Here is a 22,101-nt window from a genome sequence, read left to right on the forward strand (position 1 = left end):
TGCGTTATCATGCGGCACCTGTGAAACGCGCGATGTTGGTTTTTTTGTCATGACGCTCCCGCCCGATCTGCCCCCCGAACTCTCCCATAGCGGCGTGCGCCCGGCTGATCGGCTCGGATTTACCCTGTTTCTGGCAGCGCTGATCCACCTCGCTTTGTTACTCGGCCTGGGTTTCACCTTTGCCGAACCCAAGCAGATCACCAAAACCCTGGAAATCACCCTCGCCACGTTCAAAAGCGAAAAAAAGCCTGAAAAGGCTGACTTTCTGGCCCAGGACAATCAGCAAGGCAGCGGCACGCTCGACAAAAAGGCCGTGCCCAAGACCACCGAAGTGGCGCCGTTCCAGGACAACAAGGTGAATAAAGTCACCCCGCCGCCGACGCCCAAGCCTGAGGTCAAGCAGGCCGCGCCCAAGGCCGCTGTGACCACTGTTGCGCCGAAACCGCAAAAAGCCCCGACCCAGCGCGAGAAAACCAAGACCGAGCCGCAGCCTGAGCCAGTCAAGCCAGCGCCGACCTTCGACAGCTCGCAGCTCTCCGACCAGATTTCCAGCCTCGAAGCCGAACTGGCCAACGAACAACAGCTGTACGCCAAGCGCCCGCGCATCTATCGCCTGAACGCTGCCTCGACCATGCGCGACAAAGGCGCCTGGTATAAGGACGAATGGCGCAAGAAGGTTGAACGCATCGGTAACCTCAACTACCCGGACGAAGCCCGGCGCCAGCAGATCTATGGCAATTTGCGCTTACTGGTGTCGATCAACCGCGACGGTTCGTTATATGAAGTGCAGGTGCTGGAGTCGTCCGGCCAACCGTTGCTGGACCAGGCCGCCCAGCGCATCGTGCGCCTGGCAGCGCCCTTCGCGCCGTTTACCGGCGACTTGAACGACATAGACCGCCTGGAAATCATCCGCACCTGGAAGTTTGCCCGGGGTGATCGGCTGTCCAGTAACTGATCGCTCCTGCACTCTGCCAACGGCAGCGGGGCTTGTCGTGGCGAGCGGGCTTGCCCCGCGTTGGGCTGCGAAGCGGCCCCAACAGGGCCACCGCGTTCTGCCTGTAAAACCACAGCGCCAGATTTCAGGGCCGCTTCGCACCCCAACGCGGGGCAAGCCCGCTCGCCACGACAAGCCGCCTCGCCACAACAGCCCCGCTCGCCACAATTAGCGTCCGCCGCGGCTTGTCAGTTCGCCCCTCCGACGCCACACTAGCGGACATGAAAAATGTCAGCCCGACCTACCTCAAGCACCAATTCCTGATCGCCATGCCCCATATGGCCGACCCGAACTTTGCGCAGACCTTGACCTACATCGTCGAGCACACGGCCAATGGTGCCATGGGGTTGGTGGTGAACCGCCCGCAAGAGCTGAACCTGGCCGATATTCTTGAGCAACTGCGCCCGGAGATCGACCCGCCGGCGCGCTGCCAAAATGTACCGATCTACATCGGCGGGCCGGTGCAAACCGATCGCGGTTTTGTGCTGCACCCCACCGGGCCGAAGTTCCAGGCCACGGTCGACCTGGAAGGCGTGTCGTTGTCCACCTCCCAGGACGTGTTGTTCGCCATCGCCGACGGCGTAGGGCCTGAGCAAAGCGTGATCACCCTCGGCTACGCCGGTTGGGAAGCCGGGCAACTGGAAGCCGAACTGGCCAGCAATGCCTGGCTGACTTGCCCGTTCGATGCCGACATTCTGTTCAACACAGCCAGTGAACTGCGCCTGGAAGCGGCGGCAGCCAAGTTGCGGGTCAACCTCAACCTGCTGACCAGCCAGGCGGGGCACGCCTGATGGCCTTGCGTTTGATCCTCGGTTTTGACTACGGCACCAAACAGATCGGCGTAGCGGTCGGCCAGGTGATTACCGGCCAGGCCCGCGAGCTGTGCACCTTGAAAGCCCAGAACGGCGTGCCGGACTGGAACCAGGTTGAAGCCCTGATCAAGGAGTGGAAGCCCGACGCCGTCGTGGTCGGCCTGCCCTTGAACATGGACGGCACCCCCAGCGACATGTGCCTGCGCGCCGAAAAGTTCGCCCGCCGCCTCAATGGCCGCTACAACCTGCCCTTCTATACCCACGACGAGCGCCTGACCACCTTTGAAGCCAAGGGTGAGCGCCGTGACCGTGGCGGGCAGAAAGGCAGCTACCGCGACAACCCGGTGGACGCCATCGCGGCCGCCCTGCTGTTGCAGGGTTGGCTGGATGAAAACACCGCTTTATTTGAATCCTGACTGACGCGGCTTGCCGCGTCTTTTTACGTTTGAGCCCGGACCTTGCCTGCGCGAGGCCTTGAAGGAGCCACCATGAGCCTGCCCAATCCCGCCGACCTGATCAGCCAGATGGCGATTCGCCTCAAGGCGCACCTGCAACACCGTGCCATCAGCGAACCGCGCTTTATCGGCATTCGCACCGGTGGTGTGTGGGTGGCCCAAGCGTTGCTGGAAGAACTGGGCAGCGATTCGCCGCTGGGCACGCTGGACGTGTCTTTCTACCGCGACGACTTCAGCCAGAACGGCCTGCACCCACAAGTGCGCCCGTCCGCGCTGCCGTTCGAGATTGAAGGCCAGCACCTGGTGCTGATCGACGACGTGCTGATGAGCGGTCGCACCATCCGCGCCGCCATGAACGAGTTGTTCGATTACGGCCGCCCGGCCAGCGTGACGCTGGTGTGCCTGCTCGACCTGGACGCTGGCGAATTGCCGATCAGCCCGGATGTGGTCGGAGCCACCCTGTCGCTGGAGGCCCACCAGCGGGTAAAATTGTCCGGTCCCACGCCGCTCGAACTCGAACTGCAAGACCTTGCCCTTTAAACCGCCTTGTACAGAGTCCCCGCGATGACGCCTCTAGATGCCAAGCGCCCGCTGCAGCTCAATGCTCAGGGCCAGTTGCAACACTTCTTGTCCCTCGACGGTTTGCCCCGCGAACTGCTGACTGAAATCCTCGACACCGCCGACTCGTTCCTCGAAGTCGGTGGCCGCGCGGTGAAGAAGGTCCCGCTGCTGCGCGGCAAGACCATCTGCAATGTGTTCTTCGAGAACTCCACCCGCACCCGCACCACCTTTGAACTGGCGGCCCAGCGGCTGTCGGCCGACGTGATCACACTGAACGTGTCGACCTCGTCGGCGAGCAAGGGCGAGACCCTGCTCGACACCCTGCGCAACCTTGAAGCCATGGCCGCCGACATGTTCGTGGTGCGCCACGGCGACTCCGGCGCTGCGCATTTCATCGCCGAGCATGTGTGCCCGAACGTGGCAATCATCAACGGCGGCGACGGCCGCCACGCGCACCCGACCCAAGGCATGCTCGACATGCTGACGATCCGTCGGCACAAGGGCGGTTTTGAAAACCTCTCGGTGGCCATCGTCGGCGACATCCTGCACTCGCGGGTCGCGCGCTCGAACATGCTGGCGCTCAAAGCCCTGGGTTGCCCGGACATCCGCGTGATCGCGCCGAAAACCCTGCTGCCGATCGGCATCGAGCAGTACGGCGTGAAGGTCTACACCGACATGACCGAAGGCCTCAAGGACGTGGACGTGGTGATCATGTTGCGCCTGCAACGCGAGCGCATGGCCGGTGGCCTGCTGCCGAGCGAAGGTGAGTTCTACCGCCTGTTCGGCCTGACCACTGCGCGGTTGGGCGGCGCCAAGCCGGATGCGATCGTCATGCACCCAGGGCCGATCAACCGTGGGGTTGAGATTGAGTCGGCGGTGGCCGACGGCAGCCAATCGGTGATCCTCAACCAAGTGACCTACGGCATCGCCGTGCGCATGGCGGTGTTGTCCATGGCCATGAGCGGGCAAACCGCGCAACGTCAATTCGAGCAGGAGAACGCCCAGTGAAGCTCAGCATTCTCGGCGCCCGAGTCATCGATCCGGCCAGTGGCCTGGATCAAGTTACCGATCTTCACCTGGAAGCCGGCAAAATCCTCGCCATTGGCGCTGCGCCTGCGGGCTTCAACGCCAGCGAGACGATCGACGCCAAAGGCCTGGTGGCCGCGCCTGGTTTGGTCGACCTGAACGTCGCCCTGCGCGAACCGGGTTACAGCCGCAAAGGCACCATCGCCAGTGAAACCCGCGCCGCCGCTGCCGGTGGCGTCACCAGCCTGTGCTGTCCGCCGCACACCAAGCCGGTGCTCGACACCTCGGCAGTGACCGAGCTGATCCTGGACCGCGCCCGCGAAGCCGGCAATTGCAAAGTGTTCCCCATCGGCGCGCTGAGCAAAGGCCTGGAAGGCGAACAACTCGCCGAGCTGATTGCCCTGCGCGACGCCGGTTGCGTGGCATTCGGCAACGGGCTGGACAGTTTTCGCAGCACGCGCACGCTGTGCCGCGCCCTGGAATACGCAGCCACCTTCGACCTGACGGTGATCTTCCACTCCCAGGACCGCGACCTGGCCGAAGGCGGCCTGGCCCATGAAGGCGCCGTCGCCAGTTTCCTCGGCCTGCCGGGCATTCCCGAAACCGCTGAAACCGTGGCCCTGGCCCGTGATCTGCTGCTGGTAGAGCAAAGCGGTGTGCGGGCGCACTTCAGCCAGTTGACCAGCGCGCGCGGCGTGGCCTTGATCGCCCAGGCGCAAGCGCGCGGCCTGCCGGTGACGGCGGACGTGGCGTTGTACCAGCTGATTCTGACCGATGAAGCGCTGATCGATTTCTCCAGCCTTTACCACGTGCAGCCACCCCTGCGCACGTTGGCCGACCGCGATGGTTTGCGCGCGGCCGTGAAGTCGGGTGTGGTCTCGGCAATCTCCAGCCATCACCAACCGCACGAGCGTGATGCCAAGCTGGCGCCGTTTGGCGCGACCGAGCCGGGCATCAGCAGTGTCGAGCTGTTGCTGCCGCTGGCGATGACCCTGGTGCAAGACGGTCTACTCGACCTGCCAACGCTGTTGGCGCGCCTGAGTGCCGGCCCGGCTGAGGCCTTGCGCCTGCCGGCGGGCAAAGTGGCGGTGGGTTCAGCGGCAGACCTGGTGCTGTTTGATCCGGCCAGCTCCACGGTTGCCGGGGAACACTGGCTGTCCAAGGGCGAAAACTGCCCGTTCATCGGCCATAGCCTGCCGGCGACGGTGCGGTACACCTTGGTCGATGGGCGGATCAGCTACCAGGCCTGATAAGTCGCAAAACCTGGAATGGGCACAGTACATGTGGGAGCTGGCTTGCCTGCGATGCAGGCACCTCGGTTGTTCAGCCAGACCGAGGTGCCTGCATCGCGGGCAAGCCCGGCTCCCACATTGACCGTGCTCACATTGACTTATATGCGCGCTCAGCGTCCGCTATTGCGCTCGGCATTGCGGATCGAAACCTGCGTATTCAGCGTCCAGAAGTCATACAGCATGCCCACCAGGAACAAACCGCCAGTCAGCAGGTAGATCAGGCCGGTGATCCATTTGCCCTGATACATGCGGTGCAGCCCGAACACGCCCAGGAACGCCAACAGTATCCAGGCCACGTTGTATTCGATCGGCCCGGCGGTGAAACGCAGGTCTGCTTCACGGTCCATGGCAGGGATCAGGAACAAGTCGATCAGCCAGCCGATCCCGAAAAGACCAAAGGTGAAAAACCAGATCGTCCCGGTCACAGGCTTGCCGTAATAGAAGCGGTGCGCCCCGGTAAAACCGAAAATCCACAGCAGGTAACCGATCACCTTGCTGTGGGTGTCCTGCTGCATCACATCCTGTTGATAGGTGTTCATGGAGTACCTCTTTTGCCTCGATAGATAAATTTTTTCATTTTCTTTGTGACTTTTTTACGGGCGCCCGACACACGGCAAATGGTATCTTCCCTCCCGCAAAGCCTTATGCCACCTGACCTCTGCAGGACGATAGCGGCAATTCGTCGCGCTTTTCCTGAATTTGACCCCAGGGTTCAGTCGACAAACGGCCTAAGAACGACACAAAAAGCTGTTATAAAGTTGCGCGCAAACCTAAAAGAGCCACGCCTAATGCGACCATTTTTCAAGACATGGCTAACCATCTGCCTATTAATGCCACTGGCCGCCCACGCCACCAATCGTGAGCAACGTCTTCCTAACGTTAACGGTTTCACCCCTAAAGTTCACAGCACACCAGGCACCGCCAAATCGGTAAAACTGACCGTCAACCGCCCGACTCAACTGAGCAAGGCCCACCACGGTAAAGTAACGCCCGGCCTGATGGCAGTTAACACCAAACAAAGCAGCAACGTCCTCAGCCGCGCGGTTAATGTGCTCGGTACTCCTTATCGTTGGGGCGGCAGCAGCCCAAGTAAAGGGTTCGACTGCAGTGGTCTGGTGAAATATGCGTTTAATGACGTCATAGCGGTGGATTTGCCACGCACCTCCAACGCCATGGCCGCCGGTCACGGGCTGAAGGTTGATCGTAAAGACCTGAAACCGGGCGACCTGTTGTTCTTCAAGTTGAAGAGCCGCCAGGTCAATCACGTTGCCATCTACCTGGGCAACGACCGCTTTATCCACGCACCGCGTCGTGGCAAGTCGGTCAGCATCGACACGTTGAAAAAGCCGTTCTGGGACAAGAACTACGTGATTGCCAAACGGGTTCTGCCGAAAGAACAGAACAACAACCTGCGGGTTGTGCAGCGCTGATTTCAGTCTGATATGCGGTAACCAGTGTGGGAGCGGGCTTGCTCGCGAATGCGTTAGATCAGTCAACTAAGAGGGTGACTGACACTGCGCATTCGCGAGCAAGCCCGCTCCCACATTTGATTTTCATTGCCCGCAAGACCTCAGATGTCCCCAGGCACCCTCGCCTGCCCCCGCGCATTTTCCCGGCTGATCAGCCCCTCGCTGACCAACGCCTTCAAGCTCATGTCCAACGTTTTCATCCCCAGCGCGCCACCTGTCTGGATCGCCGAGACCATCTGCGCCACTTTGTCTTCACGGATCAGGTTACGAATAGCCGGTGTACCCAGCATGATTTCGTGAGCCGCCACCCGCCCACCGCCAATCTTCTTGACCAGCACTTGCGACACCACCGCCTGCAACGACTCCGACAGCATCGAGCGCACCATGGGCTTTTCCGCTGCCGGGAACACGTCTACCAGCCGATCCACGCTCTTTGCGGCCGAGGTGGTGTGCAAGGTGCCAAATACCAGGTGCCCGGTCTCAGCGGCGGTCAGCGCCAGGCGGATGGTCTCAAGGTCGCGCAATTCGCCCACCAGAATCACATCCGGGTCTTCACGCAGCGCCGAACGCAGCGCCGCCGAAAAGCTGTGGGTATCGCGGTGCACCTGACGCTGGTTGATCAAGGCCATTTTCGGCCTGTGGATAAATTCGATGGGGTCTTCGAGGGTGAGGATGTGCTGGCGCCGATGGCCGTTGAGGTAGTCGATCATCGCCGCCAGCGTGGTGGATTTGCCCGACCCGGTCGGCCCGGTGACCAGCACCAGGCCGCGCGGCAGTTGCGCGATACGCTGGAACACCGCCCCCAGCCCGAGGCTTTCAAGGCTCTGCACCTCGGCGGGAATGGTGCGAAACACCGCCCCCATGCCGCGATCCTGTTGAAATACATTCACCCGGAACCGCGCCACGCTCGGCAGCTCGAAGGCAAAATCGGTTTCAAGAGATGTTTCGAAATCCTTTTGTTGGTAGCGGTTGAGCAAAGGGCTCAATAACTCCGCAACTTGCGGGGGCGTGAGCACCGGGCCCTCCAGCGGCCAGACCTCGCCATCGACACGCAGCATCGGTGCCAGGCCGGCCGACAAATGCAGGTCGGAGGCGCCACGGCGCACGCTGGCCGTCAGCAATTCAGTGATATCCATAGGGCTTTCCATTTCCAGTAGAATGCCGCGGACTCCATATCCACGGGTGCATCTTGAATGTCGACGATAGCAGACAACATTGGCCTGGTTAGCGAGCGGATCCGTGCCGCGGCCCACGCCGTGCAACGTGACGAAAACAGCATCCACCTGCTGGCCGTGAGCAAGACCAAACCCGCGCAAGCCGTGCGCGAGGCCTACGCCGCCGGGATGCACGATTTTGGCGAGAACTACCTGCAGGAAGCCTTGGGCAAACAGGCGCAATTAACCGACCTGCCCTTGAGTTGGCACTTCATTGGCCCCATTCAATCGAACAAGACTCGTGCGATCGCCGAGAACTTCGCTTGGGTACATTCCGTGGATCGCTTGAAAATCGCTCAACGCCTGTCCGAACAACGCCCGGCCGACCTACCGCCGCTGAACATCTGCATTCAGGTCAACGTCAGTGGCGAAGCCAGCAAATCCGGCTGTACGCCCGCCGACTTGCCGGCCTTGGCCCATGCGATCAGCGCCTTGCCGCGCCTGAAACTGCGCGGCTTGATGGCGATTCCCGAGCCGACTGAAGATCGCGCCGCGCAAGATGCGGCATTCGCAGCGGTGAGAGACCTGCAAGCCAGCCTGAATCTGGCGCTGGACACACTTTCCATGGGCATGAGCCACGACCTCGAGTCGGCCATCGCCCAAGGTGCCACCTGGGTGCGGATCGGTACCGCCCTGTTTGGCGCCCGCGACTACGGCCAGCCGTGAAATGGCTGACTTTCCTCTGAATAAGGACCTGTCATGAGCAACACGCGTATTGCCTTTATCGGCGCCGGTAACATGGCGGCCAGTCTGATCGGCGGCCTGCGGGCCAAGGGCCTGCAAGCCCAGCAGATCCGCGCCAGCGACCCGGGCGCCGACACCCGCGCTCGCGTCAGCAGCGAGCACGGCATTGAAACCTTTGCCGATAACGCCGAGGCCATCCAGGGCGTCGACGTGATCGTGCTGGCGGTGAAACCGCAGGCCATGAAGGCCGTGTGCGAAAGCCTGCGCCCGAGCCTGCAGCCACACCAACTGGTGGTCTCCATCGCCGCCGGCATCACCTGCGCCAGCATGAACAACTGGCTCGGTGAACAGCCAATCGTGCGCTGCATGCCCAACACCCCGGCGCTGCTGCGCAAGGGCGTGAGCGGCCTGTACGCGACATCCGAAGTAACCGCCCAACAACGTGACCAGGCTCAAGAGCTGCTGTCTGCGGTGGGCATCGCCCTGTGGCTGGAACAGGAACAGCAACTGGATGCGGTGACCGCCGTCTCCGGCAGCGGCCCGGCCTACTTCTTCCTGCTGATCGAAGCCATGACCGCCGCCGGCGTGAAGCTGGGCCTGCCCCACGAAGTGGCTGAGCAACTGGCTGAGCAAACCGCGCTGGGCGCCGCGAACATGGCCGTCGACAGCGACGTGGACGCCGCCGAACTGCGCCGCCGCGTAACGTCGCCGGGTGGCACCACGCAAGCGGCCATTGAATCGTTCCAGGCCGGTGGCTTTGAAGCCCTGGTGGAAAAAGCCCTGGGTGCTGCGGCACATCGTTCGGCCGAGATGGCCGAGCAACTGGGCAAATAGTCGTCCCCTGCAACTGGACCCGATAGGAAACAAACATGCTCGGAATCAATGACGCTGCCATTTTCATCATCCAGACCTTGGGCAGCCTGTATCTGCTGATCGTGCTGATGCGCTTTATCCTGCAACTGGTGCGGGCGAACTTCTACAACCCGCTCTGCCAGTTCGTGGTGAAAGCCACCCAACCGCTGCTCAAACCGCTGCGCCGCGTGATCCCAAGCCTGTTCGGCCTGGACATGTCGTCGCTGGTGCTGGCGCTGCTGCTGCAGATTTTGCTGTTTATGGTGATCCTGATGCTCAACGGCTATCAGGCCTTCACCCCGCTGCTGTTGCCATGGGGCCTGATCGGTATCTTCTCGCTGTTTTTGAAGATCATCTTCTGGTCGATGATCATCAGCGTGATCCTCTCGTGGGTCGCACCCGGCAGCCGTAGCCCTGGCGCGGAGCTGGTGGCCCAGATCACCGAGCCGGTGCTGGCACCGTTCCGTCGGTTGATCCCGAACCTGGGCGGCCTGGATATCTCGCCGATCTTCGCGTTTATCGCGATCCAGCTGCTGCAAAGCTGGGTGATCCCGCGCCTGGCCTACTACGCGTTCATGCCTAAAGAACTGTTCGGCCTGATTTGAAACGCGGATAAGTGTGGGAGCGGGCTTGCTCGCGAATGCAGTCGATCAGTCGATATTTTCGCTGACTGACACACCGTATTCGCAAGCAAGCCCGCTCCCACATTTTGTATCCGCGTACTGAATTGACTCCGTGCAGGCCTTTGCTTGCCGCTGGGTGCAGCGGTCTTTAGACTTACGCCTCATTTAAACGAGAGCAGGGTCGATGCCAGCTGCCTTCCCCCCCGATTCTGTTGGACTGGTCGTGCCCCAAGTGGCGCACTTCAGCGAACCGCTGGCCCTGGCCTGCGGCCGTTCGCTGCCGGCCTATGACCTGATCTACGAAACCTACGGCCAACTGAACGCCACGGCGAGCAACGCCGTGCTGATCTGCCACGCCTTGTCCGGCCATCATCACGCCGCCGGTTTCCACAGTGCCGACGAGCGCAAGCCCGGCTGGTGGGACAGCTGCATCGGCCCCGGCAAGCCCATCGACACCAACAAATTCTTTGTGGTCAGCCTGAACAACCTCGGCGGCTGCAACGGTTCCACCGGCCCGAGCAGCCTCAACCCGGAAACCGGCAAACCGTTCGGCGCGGATTTCCCGGTGCTGACCGTGGAAGACTGGGTGCACAGCCAGGCGCGTCTGGCGGACCTGCTGGGCATCGGCCAATGGGCCGCGGTGATCGGCGGCAGCCTGGGCGGCATGCAAGCGCTGCAATGGACCATCACCTACCCGGACCGCGTGCGCCATTGCCTGGCCATCGCCTCGGCGCCGAAACTGTCGGCGCAGAACATTGCCTTCAACGAAGTGGCCCGCCAGGCCATCCTCACCGACCCCGAGTTCCACGGCGGTTCGTTCCAGGAAGCAGGCGTGATCCCCAAGCGTGGCTTGATGCTGGCACGGATGGTCGGGCACATCACTTACCTGTCCGATGACTCCATGGGCGAGAAATTCGGCCGTGGCCTCAAGAGCGAAAAGCTCAACTACGACTTCCACAGCGTCGAGTTCCAGGTCGAAAGTTACCTGCGCTATCAGGGCGAAGAGTTTTCCGGGCGTTTCGACGCCAACACTTACCTGCTGATGACCAAGGCGCTGGACTACTTCGACCCGGCCGCCAACTTCAACGACGACCTGGCGAAAACCTTTGAAGGCGCCACCGCCAAGTTCTGCGTGATGTCGTTCACCACCGACTGGCGCTTCTCGCCGGCCCGCTCCCGTGAACTGGTGGATGCGCTGATGGCCGCCAAGAAAGATGTCTGCTACCTGGAGATCGATGCTCCGCAAGGCCATGACGCCTTCCTGATTCCGATCCCGCGCTACCTGCAGGCTTTCAGCAATTACATGAACCGCATAACTCTGTGAGAACGCCATGAGAGCCGACCTGGAAATCATCCAAGACTGGATCCCCGCCGGCAGCCGCGTGCTCGACCTCGGTTGCGGTGATGGCGAACTGCTGAGCTGGCTGCGCGACAACAAGCAAGTCACCGGCTACGGCCTGGAAAATGACCCGGACAACATTGCCCAGTGCGTGGCCAAGGGCATCAACGTGATCGAGCAGGACCTGGACAAGGGCCTGGGTAACTTTGCCAGCAACAGCTTCGACATCGTGGTGATGACCCAGGCCCTGCAAGCCGTGCACTACCCGGACCGCATTCTCGACGAAATGCTGCGTGTGGGCCGCCAATGCATCATCACCTTTCCCAACTTCGGCCACTGGCGCTGCCGCTGGTACCTGGCCACCAAGGGCCGGATGCCGGTGTCGGACTTCCTGCCGTACACGTGGTACAACACCCCGAACATCCACTTCTGCACCTTCGAAGACTTCGAAGCCTTGTGCGGAGAGCGTGAGGCCAAAGTCATCAACCGCCTTGCCGTCGATCAACAGCATCGCCACGGCTGGGCGAGTAAGCTATGGCCCAATCTGTTGGGCGAAATCGGGATCTACCGCGTCAGCAGTCCTGGCCTCACAGACCATCAAATTGCCGTCTAACCATTTTCAAGGAGGACGAACATGAGTCGTTTGGCTGTATTTCTACTCACCGCGTGCCTGGGCGTCAGCGCCATGGCAGCGGATGCCATCGATGGTAATCGCCAGAAAGAATTCGGCGATATCACGGTGCATTACAACACCCTGACCACGAGTTTCCTGACGCCGGAAATGGCTCAGGAAGCCGGGATCGTACGCAGCAAAGAGCTGGGCATGATCAATGTGTTCGTGAACAAGGGTGTCGAACCGATCGACGCAACCGTCACCGGCACGATCAAAGACCTGGGCGGCAAGAGCGAAATGCTCACGTTCAAGAAAATCATCCAGAACGGCTCCACGCTGTACGTTGCCCAGTACGCGGTGCCACAGCAGGAAACCAAGATTTTCACCATCAATGTTGAAACCGGCGGCAAAGCCCACGGCTTCCAATTCAACCAAGAACTGTTTCCGGCCGACTGATGAACCTCACACAACTCGTACTGGCCAGCCATAACGCCGGCAAACTCAAAGAACTCCAGGCGATGCTCGGTGATTCCGTGCAACTGCGCTCGATCGGCGAGTTCAGCCAGGTCGAGCCGGAAGAAACCGGCCTGTCGTTTGTTGAAAACGCGATCCTCAAAGCCCGCAACGCCGCGCGTATCTCCGGCTTGCCGGCGTTGGCGGATGATTCGGGCCTGGCGGTGGACTTCCTGGGCGGAGCACCTGGCATTTACTCGGCGCGGTATGCCGACGGCAAGGGCGACGCGGCCAACAACGCCAAGTTGCTGGACGCCCTCAAGGATGTGCCGGACGCGATGCGCGGTGCGCAGTTCGTCTGTGTGCTGGCGCTGGTGCGGCATGCCGATGACCCGCTGCCGATCCTCTGCGAAGGCCTGTGGCACGGGCGCATCCTGCATGCGGCCAGTGGCGAGCACGGGTTTGGCTACGATCCGCTGTTCTGGGTGCCGGAGCGTAATGTTTCCAGCGCCGAACTGAGCCCGGCCGACAAGAACCAGATCAGCCACCGCGCCCGCGCAATGGATTTGCTGCGCCAACGCCTGAGCCTGAAATGACCCAGAACACCTCCGCGCAGCCGCTGATCCACGGCGGCGCGCAAACGCCTCGGGCGGCCCTGCCGCACCTGCCGCCCTTGGCGCTGTACATCCACATTCCGTGGTGTGTGCGCAAATGCCCGTATTGCGACTTCAACTCCCACACCGCCAGCAAGGTGCTGCCGGAAGAAGAGTATGTAGACGCGTTGCTGGCTGACCTTGATCAAGACCTGCACGCGGTTTACGGCCGTGAACTCAGCTCGATCTTCTTCGGTGGCGGCACGCCCAGCCTGTTCAGCGCCGCTGCACTGGGCCGTTTGCTCAAGGGCGTGGAAGCACGCATCCCGTTTGCCGGCGACATCGAAATCACCCTGGAAGCCAACCCCGGGACCTTCGAGCAAGAGAAGTTCGTGGCCTACCGCGCGCTGGGCATCAATCGCCTGTCCATCGGCATCCAGAGTTTCCAGCAGGAGAAGCTCGAAGCCCTGGGCCGCATTCACAACGGTGACGAAGCCGTGCGCGCCGCCGGCATGGCGCGCCAGGCCGGGTTTGATAACTTCAACCTGGACCTGATGCATGGCTTGCCCGATCAATCCCTGGACGACGCCCTGAGCGACTTGCGCCAGGCCATCGCCCTCAAGCCGACGCACTTGTCGTGGTACCAGCTGACCCTGGAACCCAACACCGTGTTCTGGAACCAGCCGCCCGTGCTGCCGGAAGACGACACGCTGTGGGACATTCAGGAGGCCGGTCAGGCGCTGCTGGCCGAACACGGTTACGCGCAATATGAAGTCTCGGCGTATGCCCAACCGGGCCGCCCGGCGCGGCACAATCTGAATTACTGGAGCTTTGGCGATTTTATCGGCATCGGCGCCGGCGCCCACGGCAAGCTCAGCCACCCGGACGGGCGCATCGTGCGCACCTGGAAGACGCGAGCACCCAAGGACTACCTCAACCCGGCCAAAAGCTTTCAGGCCGGGGCGAAAGAACTGACCCATGAAGAGCTTCCATTCGAGTTCCTCATGAACGCGCTGCGGCTCACCGAAGGCGTCGACGCCAGGCTCTACGCCGAACGCACCGGCCTTGATCTGGCGAGCCTTGACGAGGGCCGCCGTGAGGCAGAACAAAGTGGCTTAATGCAGGTCGAACCGTCACGCCTGGCGGCGACTGACCGCGGGCAACTCTTTCTCAATGACCTGTTGCAGAAGTTTTTGAGCTGACGCTCTAAGGAATTCGAATGGATTTGGTACTCGACCTGCTCGCCACCGTATCCCGCTGGAGCCGTAGCAACCTGTCGGAAATCTCTCTGGCTCTTGTCGGCTGCTTGCTGGTGTTGTTCGGCGCCGATATCAAAGGCTGGGTCGAGGCCCGCCTGGGCAGCATCGCGGGCGCATTGCGCGTCCCCTTGATGGCGCTGGTGTGCATGATCGGCAGCGGTGCGGCGTTGATCTACGCCACGCCATGGATTGTGCGGGGGTTGAGCCAGTTCAATAACTACAGCCTGGCGCCGGTGCTGGTGGTGGTGCTGGTGTTGATTGGGGTTGTGGCAGACCGTCGCTGAACCCGAACCCAACACAAAACCAAATGTGGGAGCTGGCTTGCCTGCGATGCACACACCTCGGTGTATCAGTGATACCTAGGTGATGCTATCGCAGGCAAGCCAGCTCCCACATTGGATTGCATTTCAGATGTGCAGCTAATTAAGCCAGCTTCTCGAACTTCAAATCCCAAACGCCATGCCCCAACCGCTCGCCGCGGCGTTCGAACTTGGTGATCGGACGCTCAGCCGGGCGAGGCACGCATTTGCCGTCTTCGGCCAGGTTGCGATAGCCAGGGGCGACGTTCATCACTTCCAGCATGTACTCGGCGTACGGTTCCCAGTCGGTCGCCATGTGCAGGATGCCGCCGACCTTAAGCTTGCTGCGCACCAGCTCCGCGAACGAAGCCTGGACGATGCGACGCTTGTGGTGACGGGCTTTGTGCCACGGGTCCGGGAAGAACAGCATCAGGCGATCGAGGCTGTTGTCGGCGATGCAGCGGTTGAGCACTTCAATCGCGTCGCAGTCGTAGACCCGCAGGTTGGTCAGGCCTTGGGTCAGCACGCCGTTGAGCAACGCGCCGACACCCGGACGGTGTACTTCCACACCGATGAAGTCCTGCTCCGGCGAGGCCGCCGCCATTTCCAGCAGGGAGTGGCCCATGCCGAAACCGATTTCCAGGGAACGCGGGGCCGAACGGCCAAACACCTGGTCGTAGTCCACTGGCGCGTCGGCCAATGGCAAGACGAACAGCGGCGTGCCCTGCTCCAGGCCCTTTTGCTGGCCTTCGGTCATACGGCCCGCGCGCATCACAAAGCTCTTGATACGGCGGTGCTTGGACTCGTCGCCCTCTTCCACAGTGTTCGGCGTTTCGTTTGATTCAGTCATCAATAGCTCTTACTTGATCAGACCATCCAGCGGCGAAGAGGCGCTGGCATAGAGTTTTTTCGGCATACGGCCGGCGAGGTAGGCCAGGCGGCCCGCGACGATCGCATGGTTCATGGCTTGCGCCATCATGATCGGCTGCTGGGCATGCGCGATGGCCGAGTTCATCAGCACCGCATCGCAACCCAGCTCCATGGCAATGGTGGCGTCGGAGGCCGTGCCTACGCCCGCGTCCACCAGCACCGGAATCTTGGCTTCTTCGAGGATGATCTGCAGGTTGTACGGGTTGCAGATACCCAGGCCGGAACCGATCAGACCGGCCAGCGGCATCACCGCAATGCAGCCGATTTCTGCCAGCTGGCGGGCAATGATCGGGTCATCGCTGGTGTAAACCATTACGTCGAAGCCTTCCTTGACCAGCGTTTCGGCGGCTTTCAGGGTTTCGATCACGTTGGGGAACAGGGTCTTCTGGTCGGCCAGCACTTCCAGCTTCACCAGGTTGTGGCCGTCGAGCAGCTCGCGAGCCAGTCGGCACGTGCGCACCGCTTCAATCGCGTCGTAGCACCCGGCGGTGTTCGGCAAGAAGGTGTAGCGGTCCGGCGACAGCACTTCGAGCAGGTTCGGCTCGCCCTCGATCTGCCCGAGGTTGGTGCGGCGCACGGCGAAGGTAACGATCTCGGCGCCCGAGGCTTCGATGGCCAGGCGGGTTTCTTCCATGTCGCGGTACTTGCCGGTGCCGACCAGCAGACGGGACTGGTAGGTACGACCGGCCAGAACGAAGGGCTTGTCGCTACGAACGATGCTCATGGGAAATCCTCGAGGTGGGATGAGGTTCTGCAGAATGCGGGTTGGCGCGCTGGCGCGCCGGGCGACTAGCCGCCGCCGATGGCATGGACCACTTCGACCTGATCACCTTCGGTGAGCGCGGTCTCGGCGTGCAGGCTACGCGGGACGATATCCAGGTTGAGCTCCACTGCGACGCGACGCCCGGTCAAGTCCAGACGGGTCAGCAGGGCCGCAACGGTTTCACCGTCGGGCAGTTCAAAGGATTCGCCATTCAACTGAATGCGCATGCCACGGGCCGCCATCGTTTTTAGGGGCCAGCATTCTAGCCCGATTGGCGTTGTCGGCCCAAGCCCCTCGGTCAGATGACCTGCAGGCGCCATGCGGTCAGGCCAAGAAAGAACCAGCCCAACAGGAATGCCAGCCCGCCAAACGGCGTAATGATGCCGAGTTTGCTGATACCGGTCAGGGTCAGCGCATACAAGCTGCCGGAAAACAGCAGGATACCGACGGTAAACGAGATGCCCGCCCAGCTGACCAGCCGGCCAGGAATGTGCGCGGCCAGCAGCGCCACGCCGAACAGCGCCAGGGCGTGCACCAGTTGGTACGTCACGCCGGTATGGAAGATCGCCAGGTACTCGGCGCTCAAGCGGTTTTTCAGGGCATGAGCCGCAAAAGCACCGAGGGCAACGCCGGTGAAGCCGAAAAAGGCAGCCAGCATCAGAAAGCTACGCAGCATGAGGAACTCCAGTCAGACTCAAAGGGCCGGGTCTGTATAATGGCCCGCTCAACGGGTTCGGCCAAGCCATCTCTATGCTGCGTCTCCTCTTCAAGCGTTTTCTCAAAGTCGTGAAATGGTTTGCCATCGGCAGTGTGCTGCTGGTGTTGCTGTTTCGTGTCGTGCCGCCACCGTTCACCGCATTGATGGTGGAGCGCAAGGTCGAGTCCTGGGTCGACGGCGAGCCGATTGACCTGCAACGCACGTGGGTGGCGTGGGACGAGATCTCCGACGACCTTAAAGTGGCGGTGATGGCCGGTGAAGACCAGCGCTTCCCGCAGCATTGGGGCTTTGACTTTGACGCGATTCAAGCGGCGCTGCTGCACAACGAGCGCGGCGGCTCGATTCGCGGCGCCAGCACGCTGAGCCAGCAAGTGTCGAAAAACCTGTTTCTGTGGACCGGCCGCAGCTATTTGCGCAAAGGCCTGGAGGCCTGGTTTACCGCGCTGACTGAGGTGCTGTGGCCCAAGCAGCGAATTCTTGAGGTGTACCTCAACAGCGTCGAATGGGATGAAGGTGTGTTTGGCGCCGAAGCGGCGGCCCGGCATCACTTTGGCGTGAGCGCCAAGGGGCTTTCCCGCCAGCAGGCCAGTTACTTGGCGGCGGTGTTGCCCAACCCTCGGGTGTGGAGCGCCAGTCATCCAACCGCCTATGTGGCGCGACGGGCGGCGTGGATTCGCCAGCAGATGAGCCAGTTGGGTGGCGATAGTTATCTGGTCGAACTGAACAATTCGCGCAAGGCACCCTGGGCTGACTGACACAACACAACCCCTGCGGGAGCTGGCTTGCCTGCGATAGCGGAATGTCAGTTTGCAGAGAGGCTGGCTGACAGGGCCTCATCGCAGGCAAGCCAGCTCCCACAGAGAACCGCACTGGATATCGGATTTTCGACTCCAAACAAAAATGCCCCGATCTCTCGATCGGGGCATTTTTTTGCCCTTTCGCAGCGTTTAGGCGGCGATGGACAGTTTCAGCTTGTTCATCGCGCTTTTCTCAAGCTGCCGAATCCGCTCGGCCGACACGTTGTACTTCTGCGCCAGGTCGTGCAGCGTGGCTTTTTCTTCTGCCAGCCAGCGCTGGTAGAGGATGTCACGGCTACGGTCGTCCAACACTTCCAGCGCTTCATGCAGGTTATGGTTGGAGTTGTCGCTCCAGTCGGCATCTTCCAGTTGACGCGCCGGGTCATACCGGTGGTCTTCCAGGTAGTTGGCCGGCGACTGGAAGGCGCTGTCGTCGTCCGCTTCGGCGGCCGGGTCGAACGCCATGTCATGGCCGGTCAGGCGGCTTTCCATCTCGCGCACTTCACGGGGCTCCACACCGAGGCTTTCGGCCACACGGTGGACTTCCTCGTTGTTCAGCCACGCCAGGCGTTTCTTCTGGCTGCGCAGGTTGAAGAACAGCTTGCGCTGGGCCTTGGTGGTCGCGACTTTCACGATGCGCCAGTTGCGCAGGATGAACTCGTGAATTTCCGCCTTGATCCAGTGCACAGCAAACGACACCAGACGCACACCCATTTCCGGGTTAAAGCGTTTTACAGCCTTCATCAGACCAACGTTGCCTTCCTGGATCAGGTCAGCCTGGGCCAGACCGTAGCCGCTATAGCTACGGGCGATATGTACGACAAAACGCAGGTGGGCGAGCACCATCTGCCGAGCCGCCCCCAAATCCTGCTCATAGTAGAGACTCTCGGCCAGTTCACGCTCCTGCTCGGGCGTCAGCAAAGGAATGCTGTTGACCGTGTGCACATAGGCCTCCAGGTTCGCACCCGGGACCAGAGCATAAGCAGGTTGCAAAGAAGTGGTCATACGAAAAAACCTCCGACTCACATAACTCGTGCAGTTCAGCACTGCGAAAATTGACCGGGAACCGTAGGACAAGTTCCCTAAACCACTGATACGGTCAATACAAACGAAACCACATTAATCTGACATTAACTACTTCGGCGCCAGCTCACGTAAGTGACGAGCGACCGCAATCCACGCACCGATATACCCCAACAATACCGCGCCAAGCAAGAGTGACAGGCCATCGGCGACCGGCACGCCGGCCAGGGCAAAATCGCTGCCGTACAAGCCGGCAAGCCCGACTACCGCGTCGTTCAGCCAGTCAAGGCCAAAAGCCAGCACGCCCCAGGACAAAATCCCGGCACCAAAGCCATAAAGCGCGCCCATGTACAGAAAAGGACGACGCACATAGCTGTCCGTGCCGCCGACCAGTTTAATCACTTCTATCTCGGTGCGACGGTTTTCAATATGAAGACGAATGGTATTACCTATCACCAAGAGTAATGCAGACACCAACAGCACCGTCAGGCCGAACACAAAGCGGTCACCCAGCTTGAGGATCGCGGCAAGGCGCTCTACCCAGACTAGATCAAGTTGCGCCTGTTGTACCTTCGGCATCTCTGCGAGTTTTTGTCGCAAGGCCTCCAGCGCCGGCTTGTCGACTTCATTAGGCGTCACCAGCACCACGCCCGGCAGCGGGTTTTGCGGCAACTCTTTAAGCGCCTCGCCCAGGCCGGATTGCTGCTGGAACTCCTCAAGGGCCTGATCGCGGCTGATGTACTCGGCGTCCGCCACACCCGGCAGGTTCTTGATGTCGTCGCGCAAGTTCTCGCCGTCTTTGGCGCTGGCGTCGAGGTTCAGGTACAGCGAAATCTGCGCCGCACGCTGCCAGGAACCGCCCAGGCGCTCGACATTATTAAGCAGCAGCGACAAACCCATCGGCAGGCTCAGAGCCACGGCCATCACCAGGCAGGTGAAAAAGCTGCCGATGGGCTGCTTGCCCAGGCGGCGCAGGCTGTCGAACAGGCTGGCGCGATGGCTTTCGATCCAGGCGCGCAGCAGCGTGCTGAAATCCGGGCCATCGTCTTCGTCGCGTTTTTTCTTCTGCGGCTGCGGGTCGGCGGCTTTAGGCGCCACACGCTCGGACACTTTAGGGCTGCGTGTTGCACTCATACGCCGGCCTCCCCATCGCCGATCAGGCGGCCGCGTTGCAGGGTCAACATGCGGTGGCGCATGCGCGCGATCAGCGCCAGGTCGTGACTGGCGATCAGCACGCTGGTGCCCAGGCGATTGATATCTTCGAATACACCCATGATCTCGGCCGCCAGGCGCGGGTCGAGGTTACCGGTAGGTTCGTCCGCCAACAGCAAGGCCGGGCGGTGAACAATGGCGCGGGCGATGCCGACGCGCTGTTGCTGGCCGGTGGACAGGTCGCCCGGATACAGGTCGGTCTTGTCCGACAGCGCCACGCGCTCAAGGGCCGAGTCCACCCGCTTGACGATTTCGGCCTTGGACAGCCCGAGAATCTGCAACGGCAGCGCAATGTTGTTGAACACGGTGCGATCAAACAGCAACTGGTGATTCTGGAACACCACGCCAATCTGACGGCGCAGGAACGGAATCTGTGCATTGCTGATGGTGGCCAGGTCCTGGCCCGCCAGCAGCAACTTGCCGGTGGTCGGGCGCTCCATGGCCAGCAGCAGTCGCAGCAGCGTACTTTTGCCCGCGCCCGAATGACCGGTTACAAACAAGAATTCGCCTCGACGCACTCGAAAGCTCAGCTCATGCAAGCCCACATGCCCGTTGGCGTAGCGTTTACCGACCTGTTCGAATCGAATCATGAACGCTCCCGCTCGGCGAAAAGTGCCTGTACAAAGGGTTCGGCTTCAAAGGTGCGCAGGTCGTCGATGCCTTCACCGACGCCGATGTAACGAATCGGCAACCCGAACTGTTTGGCCAGAGCAAAGATCACGCCGCCCTTGGCCGTGCCGTCGAGCTTAGTCAATGCCAGGCCGGTGAGCTGCACCGTCTGGTTGAATTGTTTGGCCTGGCTGATGGCGTTCTGGCCGGTGCCGGCGTCAAGCACCAGCAACACCTCGTGCGGCGCATCGGCATCGAGCTTGCTGATGACGCGGCGGACCTTTTTCAACTCTTCCATCAAGTTGTCTTTGGTGTGCAGACGACCGGCGGTATCGGCAATCAATACGTCGATGTTACGGGCCTTGGCGGCTTGCACGGCATCGAAGATGACGGACGCGGAGTCGGCGCCGGTGTGCTGGGCGATGACCGGAATTTTGTTGCGCTCACCCCAAACCTGCAGCTGCTCCACGGCGGCGGCGCGGAAGGTGTCGCCGGCGGCGAGCATGACTTTCTTGCCTTCCGACTGCAGCTTCTTGGCCAACTTGCCGATGGTAGTAGTTTTGCCGGCGCCGTTGACACCGACCACCAGGATCACGAACGGCTTGTTCGGCGTGATCACCAGCGGCGCTTCCACGGGTTTGAGCATCGCAGCCAGTTCAGCCTGCAGCGATTTGTAGAGCGCGTCTGCGTCGGTCAGCTGTTTGCGCGCAACCTTCTGCGTCAGGCTCTGGATGATCACCGCAGTGGCTTCGACGCCCACGTCGGCGGTCAACAGGCGGGTTTCGATATCTTCCAGCAACTCGTCATCGATGACCTTCTTGCCCAGGAACAGGCTGGCCATGCCTTCGCCGATGCTCGCGCTGGTTTTGCTCAGACCCTGCTTGAGGCGGGCAAAGAAGCCGGTTTTGCTGGTTTCAGCGGCAGGGGCGACGGGCTCCGGTGCAACGGGTGGCTCGATCACGGCAGGCGCGGCAACGACGACAGGAGCTGGCGCTGGCTCAACCACTGCCGGCGCAGGCGTTTGGATGACGGCTGGCGCCTCGACCACAACGGCCACCGGCTCGACCACGACCGGAATCGGCGGCGTCACGTGCTCAGCCTGCACATCCTCGACCAGTGCCACAGGCTCCTCGGCAACCGGCAGCTCAAGCCACGGCTTGTGTTCAGGCTCAGGCTCGGGTTCCGGCACCTCCTCAACCACCGGCTGCAACACCGGCTCGGCCATCGGCAACACCACCGGTGCCGGGATTTCAGCGACCGGTTCGGCGTCAACTATAGGTTCGGGAATCGGCTCAGGCTGAACCTGTGGCTGTTCGACGACGGTTTCCTGCGGCTTTTTGCGCAGCCATCCGAACAGGCCTTTTTTCTCGCCAGCCGCAGCTGGGCTCTTCTTGTCGTCGTTGGAACCAAACATGGAGGACGGCTATCTCAAAGTAGCGATGCGCCAGGGCGCCTCGGTAAATAAATTCGATGCAGAACAGACTGCTTTAACGCTCGCTTGTTCATGCGCA

General features: G+C 61.3%; 27 protein-coding genes. 17 read left to right on the top strand and 10 right to left on the bottom strand.

Going from position 1 to position 22,101, the window contains the following annotated elements; translation table 11 throughout:
- The first annotated feature begins 49 nt into the window (after positions 1-49).
- From ABWL43_RS27350 to ABWL43_RS27375, 6 genes are all read left to right on the top strand, one after another.
- Entirely contained in the window at positions 50-955 is a 906-nt protein-coding gene (locus ABWL43_RS27350) for an energy transducer TonB (RefSeq protein WP_106575671.1), read from the top strand.
- Between the two features lie 260 nt (positions 956-1,215).
- On the top strand, positions 1,216-1,785 hold the full coding sequence (locus ABWL43_RS27355; protein ID WP_106575672.1) for a YqgE/AlgH family protein: 570 nt from the start codon (positions 1,216-1,218) through the stop codon (positions 1,783-1,785).
- Complete coding sequence (gene ruvX / locus ABWL43_RS27360; protein ID WP_003195067.1) at positions 1,785-2,222, top strand: Holliday junction resolvase RuvX; 438 nt, start codon at positions 1,785-1,787, stop codon at positions 2,220-2,222. The genes ABWL43_RS27355 and ruvX overlap by 1 nt, the downstream gene beginning before the upstream one ends.
- 72 nt (positions 2,223-2,294) lie before the next feature.
- Entirely contained in the window at positions 2,295-2,801 is a 507-nt protein-coding gene (pyrR, locus tag ABWL43_RS27365) for a bifunctional pyr operon transcriptional regulator/uracil phosphoribosyltransferase PyrR (RefSeq protein ID WP_106575674.1), read from the top strand.
- A gap of 24 nt (positions 2,802-2,825) precedes the next feature.
- Positions 2,826-3,830, top strand: a complete 1,005-nt coding sequence (locus ABWL43_RS27370) for an aspartate carbamoyltransferase catalytic subunit (protein ID WP_404485671.1) — start codon at positions 2,826-2,828, stop codon at positions 3,828-3,830.
- Complete coding sequence (locus ABWL43_RS27375) at positions 3,827-5,098, top strand: dihydroorotase (RefSeq protein ID WP_145157722.1); 1,272 nt, start codon at positions 3,827-3,829, stop codon at positions 5,096-5,098. Before ABWL43_RS27370 ends, ABWL43_RS27375 begins: the two co-directional genes overlap by 4 nt.
- Positions 5,099-5,250: 152 nt before the next feature.
- On the opposite strand, the gene ABWL43_RS27380 is transcribed toward ABWL43_RS27375, so the two are convergent.
- A complete protein-coding gene (locus ABWL43_RS27380) occupies positions 5,251-5,679 on the bottom strand; it encodes an NINE protein (RefSeq protein WP_404485674.1) in 429 nt (142 codons plus the stop codon).
- A gap of 249 nt (positions 5,680-5,928) precedes the next feature.
- Here ABWL43_RS27380 and ABWL43_RS27385 point away from each other — a divergent pair, with 249 nt between their 5' ends.
- Entirely contained in the window at positions 5,929-6,570 is a 642-nt protein-coding gene (locus ABWL43_RS27385; RefSeq protein WP_404485678.1) for a C40 family peptidase, read from the top strand.
- 140 nt (positions 6,571-6,710) lie between these two features.
- On the opposite strand, the gene ABWL43_RS27390 is transcribed toward ABWL43_RS27385, so the two are convergent.
- The gene (locus tag ABWL43_RS27390; RefSeq protein ID WP_404485681.1) at positions 6,711-7,745 is read right to left on the bottom strand and encodes a type IV pilus twitching motility protein PilT; all 1,035 of its coding nucleotides are present in this window, start codon (positions 7,743-7,745) and stop codon (positions 6,711-6,713) included.
- 57 nt (positions 7,746-7,802) lie between these two features.
- Here ABWL43_RS27390 and ABWL43_RS27395 point away from each other — a divergent pair, with 57 nt between their 5' ends.
- The 9 genes from ABWL43_RS27395 (at position 7,803) to ABWL43_RS27435 (ending at position 14,523) form a co-directional block, all read left to right on the top strand.
- Positions 7,803-8,489, top strand: coding sequence for a YggS family pyridoxal phosphate-dependent enzyme (locus ABWL43_RS27395; RefSeq protein WP_404485684.1), 687 nt, complete (start codon positions 7,803-7,805; stop codon positions 8,487-8,489).
- 33 nt (positions 8,490-8,522) lie between these two features.
- Positions 8,523-9,341, top strand: a complete 819-nt coding sequence (gene proC / locus ABWL43_RS27400) for a pyrroline-5-carboxylate reductase (protein ID WP_404485687.1) — start codon at positions 8,523-8,525, stop codon at positions 9,339-9,341.
- 35 nt (positions 9,342-9,376) lie between these two features.
- The gene (locus ABWL43_RS27405) at positions 9,377-9,964 is read left to right on the top strand and encodes a YggT family protein (protein ID WP_145157732.1); all 588 of its coding nucleotides are present in this window, start codon (positions 9,377-9,379) and stop codon (positions 9,962-9,964) included.
- A gap of 202 nt (positions 9,965-10,166) precedes the next feature.
- Positions 10,167-11,306 (top strand): homoserine O-acetyltransferase, encoded by a 1,140-nt coding sequence (locus ABWL43_RS27410; RefSeq protein WP_145157735.1) that lies wholly within the window; start codon positions 10,167-10,169, stop codon positions 11,304-11,306.
- 7 nt (positions 11,307-11,313) lie between these two features.
- Entirely contained in the window at positions 11,314-11,934 is a 621-nt protein-coding gene (gene metW / locus ABWL43_RS27415; protein WP_003213768.1) for a methionine biosynthesis protein MetW, read from the top strand.
- Positions 11,935-11,955: 21 nt separating this feature from the next.
- Positions 11,956-12,390 (top strand): DUF4426 domain-containing protein, encoded by a 435-nt coding sequence (locus tag ABWL43_RS27420; RefSeq protein WP_106575685.1) that lies wholly within the window; start codon positions 11,956-11,958, stop codon positions 12,388-12,390.
- Positions 12,387-12,983, top strand: a complete 597-nt coding sequence (gene rdgB / locus ABWL43_RS27425) for an RdgB/HAM1 family non-canonical purine NTP pyrophosphatase (protein WP_049711104.1) — start codon at positions 12,387-12,389, stop codon at positions 12,981-12,983. Before ABWL43_RS27420 ends, rdgB begins: the two co-directional genes overlap by 4 nt.
- On the top strand, positions 12,980-14,182 hold the full coding sequence (gene hemW, locus ABWL43_RS27430; protein ID WP_262206625.1) for a radical SAM family heme chaperone HemW: 1,203 nt from the start codon (positions 12,980-12,982) through the stop codon (positions 14,180-14,182). Before rdgB ends, hemW begins: the two co-directional genes overlap by 4 nt.
- A 17-nt stretch (positions 14,183-14,199) precedes the next feature.
- Positions 14,200-14,523, top strand: a complete 324-nt coding sequence (locus ABWL43_RS27435) for a DUF3392 domain-containing protein (protein ID WP_016972961.1) — start codon at positions 14,200-14,202, stop codon at positions 14,521-14,523.
- Positions 14,524-14,662: 139 nt separating this feature from the next.
- Here the strand turns inward: ABWL43_RS27435 and trmB are convergent, their stop codons facing one another.
- The 4 genes from trmB to ABWL43_RS27455 all read right to left on the bottom strand — a co-directional run bounded on the left by trmB (position 14,663) and on the right by ABWL43_RS27455 (position 16,907).
- The gene (gene trmB, locus ABWL43_RS27440; RefSeq protein WP_060753471.1) at positions 14,663-15,388 is read right to left on the bottom strand and encodes a tRNA (guanosine(46)-N7)-methyltransferase TrmB; all 726 of its coding nucleotides are present in this window, start codon (positions 15,386-15,388) and stop codon (positions 14,663-14,665) included.
- A gap of 9 nt (positions 15,389-15,397) precedes the next feature.
- Positions 15,398-16,192 carry a thiazole synthase gene (locus ABWL43_RS27445; RefSeq protein WP_017530960.1) on the bottom strand — a complete coding sequence of 265 codons (795 nt, stop codon included), beginning with the start codon at positions 16,190-16,192 and terminating at the stop codon, positions 15,398-15,400.
- A gap of 65 nt (positions 16,193-16,257) precedes the next feature.
- Positions 16,258-16,458, bottom strand: coding sequence for a sulfur carrier protein ThiS (thiS, locus tag ABWL43_RS27450; RefSeq protein ID WP_015886354.1), 201 nt, complete (start codon positions 16,456-16,458; stop codon positions 16,258-16,260).
- A gap of 71 nt (positions 16,459-16,529) precedes the next feature.
- Positions 16,530-16,907, bottom strand: a complete 378-nt coding sequence (locus ABWL43_RS27455) for a DUF423 domain-containing protein (RefSeq protein WP_106575688.1) — start codon at positions 16,905-16,907, stop codon at positions 16,530-16,532.
- A 74-nt stretch (positions 16,908-16,981) separates the two neighbouring features.
- On the opposite strand from ABWL43_RS27455, the gene mtgA reads away from it, so the two are divergent.
- The gene (mtgA, locus tag ABWL43_RS27460; protein WP_145157741.1) at positions 16,982-17,704 is read left to right on the top strand and encodes a monofunctional biosynthetic peptidoglycan transglycosylase; all 723 of its coding nucleotides are present in this window, start codon (positions 16,982-16,984) and stop codon (positions 17,702-17,704) included.
- Positions 17,705-17,896: 192 nt separating this feature from the next.
- Here mtgA and rpoH read toward each other — a convergent pair whose 3' ends face one another.
- The 4 genes from rpoH to ftsY all read right to left on the bottom strand — a co-directional run bounded on the left by rpoH (position 17,897) and on the right by ftsY (position 22,004).
- Entirely contained in the window at positions 17,897-18,751 is an 855-nt protein-coding gene (gene rpoH / locus ABWL43_RS27465; RefSeq protein ID WP_003176698.1) for an RNA polymerase sigma factor RpoH, read from the bottom strand.
- Between the two features lie 129 nt (positions 18,752-18,880).
- Positions 18,881-19,903: a permease-like cell division protein FtsX gene (ftsX, locus tag ABWL43_RS27470; RefSeq protein ID WP_404485694.1), complete on the bottom strand. Its 1,023-nt coding sequence runs from the start codon at positions 19,901-19,903 to the stop codon at positions 18,881-18,883.
- A complete protein-coding gene (ftsE, locus tag ABWL43_RS27475; RefSeq protein ID WP_003213784.1) occupies positions 19,900-20,571 on the bottom strand; it encodes a cell division ATP-binding protein FtsE in 672 nt (223 codons plus the stop codon). The genes ftsX and ftsE overlap by 4 nt, the downstream gene beginning before the upstream one ends.
- Entirely contained in the window at positions 20,568-22,004 is a 1,437-nt protein-coding gene (gene ftsY / locus ABWL43_RS27480) for a signal recognition particle-docking protein FtsY (protein ID WP_404485697.1), read from the bottom strand. Before ftsY ends, ftsE begins: the two co-directional genes overlap by 4 nt.
- Positions 22,005-22,101: the final 97 nt, after the last annotated feature.

This window comes from Pseudomonas sp. HT11 (genome assembly GCF_044875395.1).
Taxonomy (GTDB): Bacteria; Pseudomonadota; Gammaproteobacteria; order Pseudomonadales; family Pseudomonadaceae; genus Aquipseudomonas.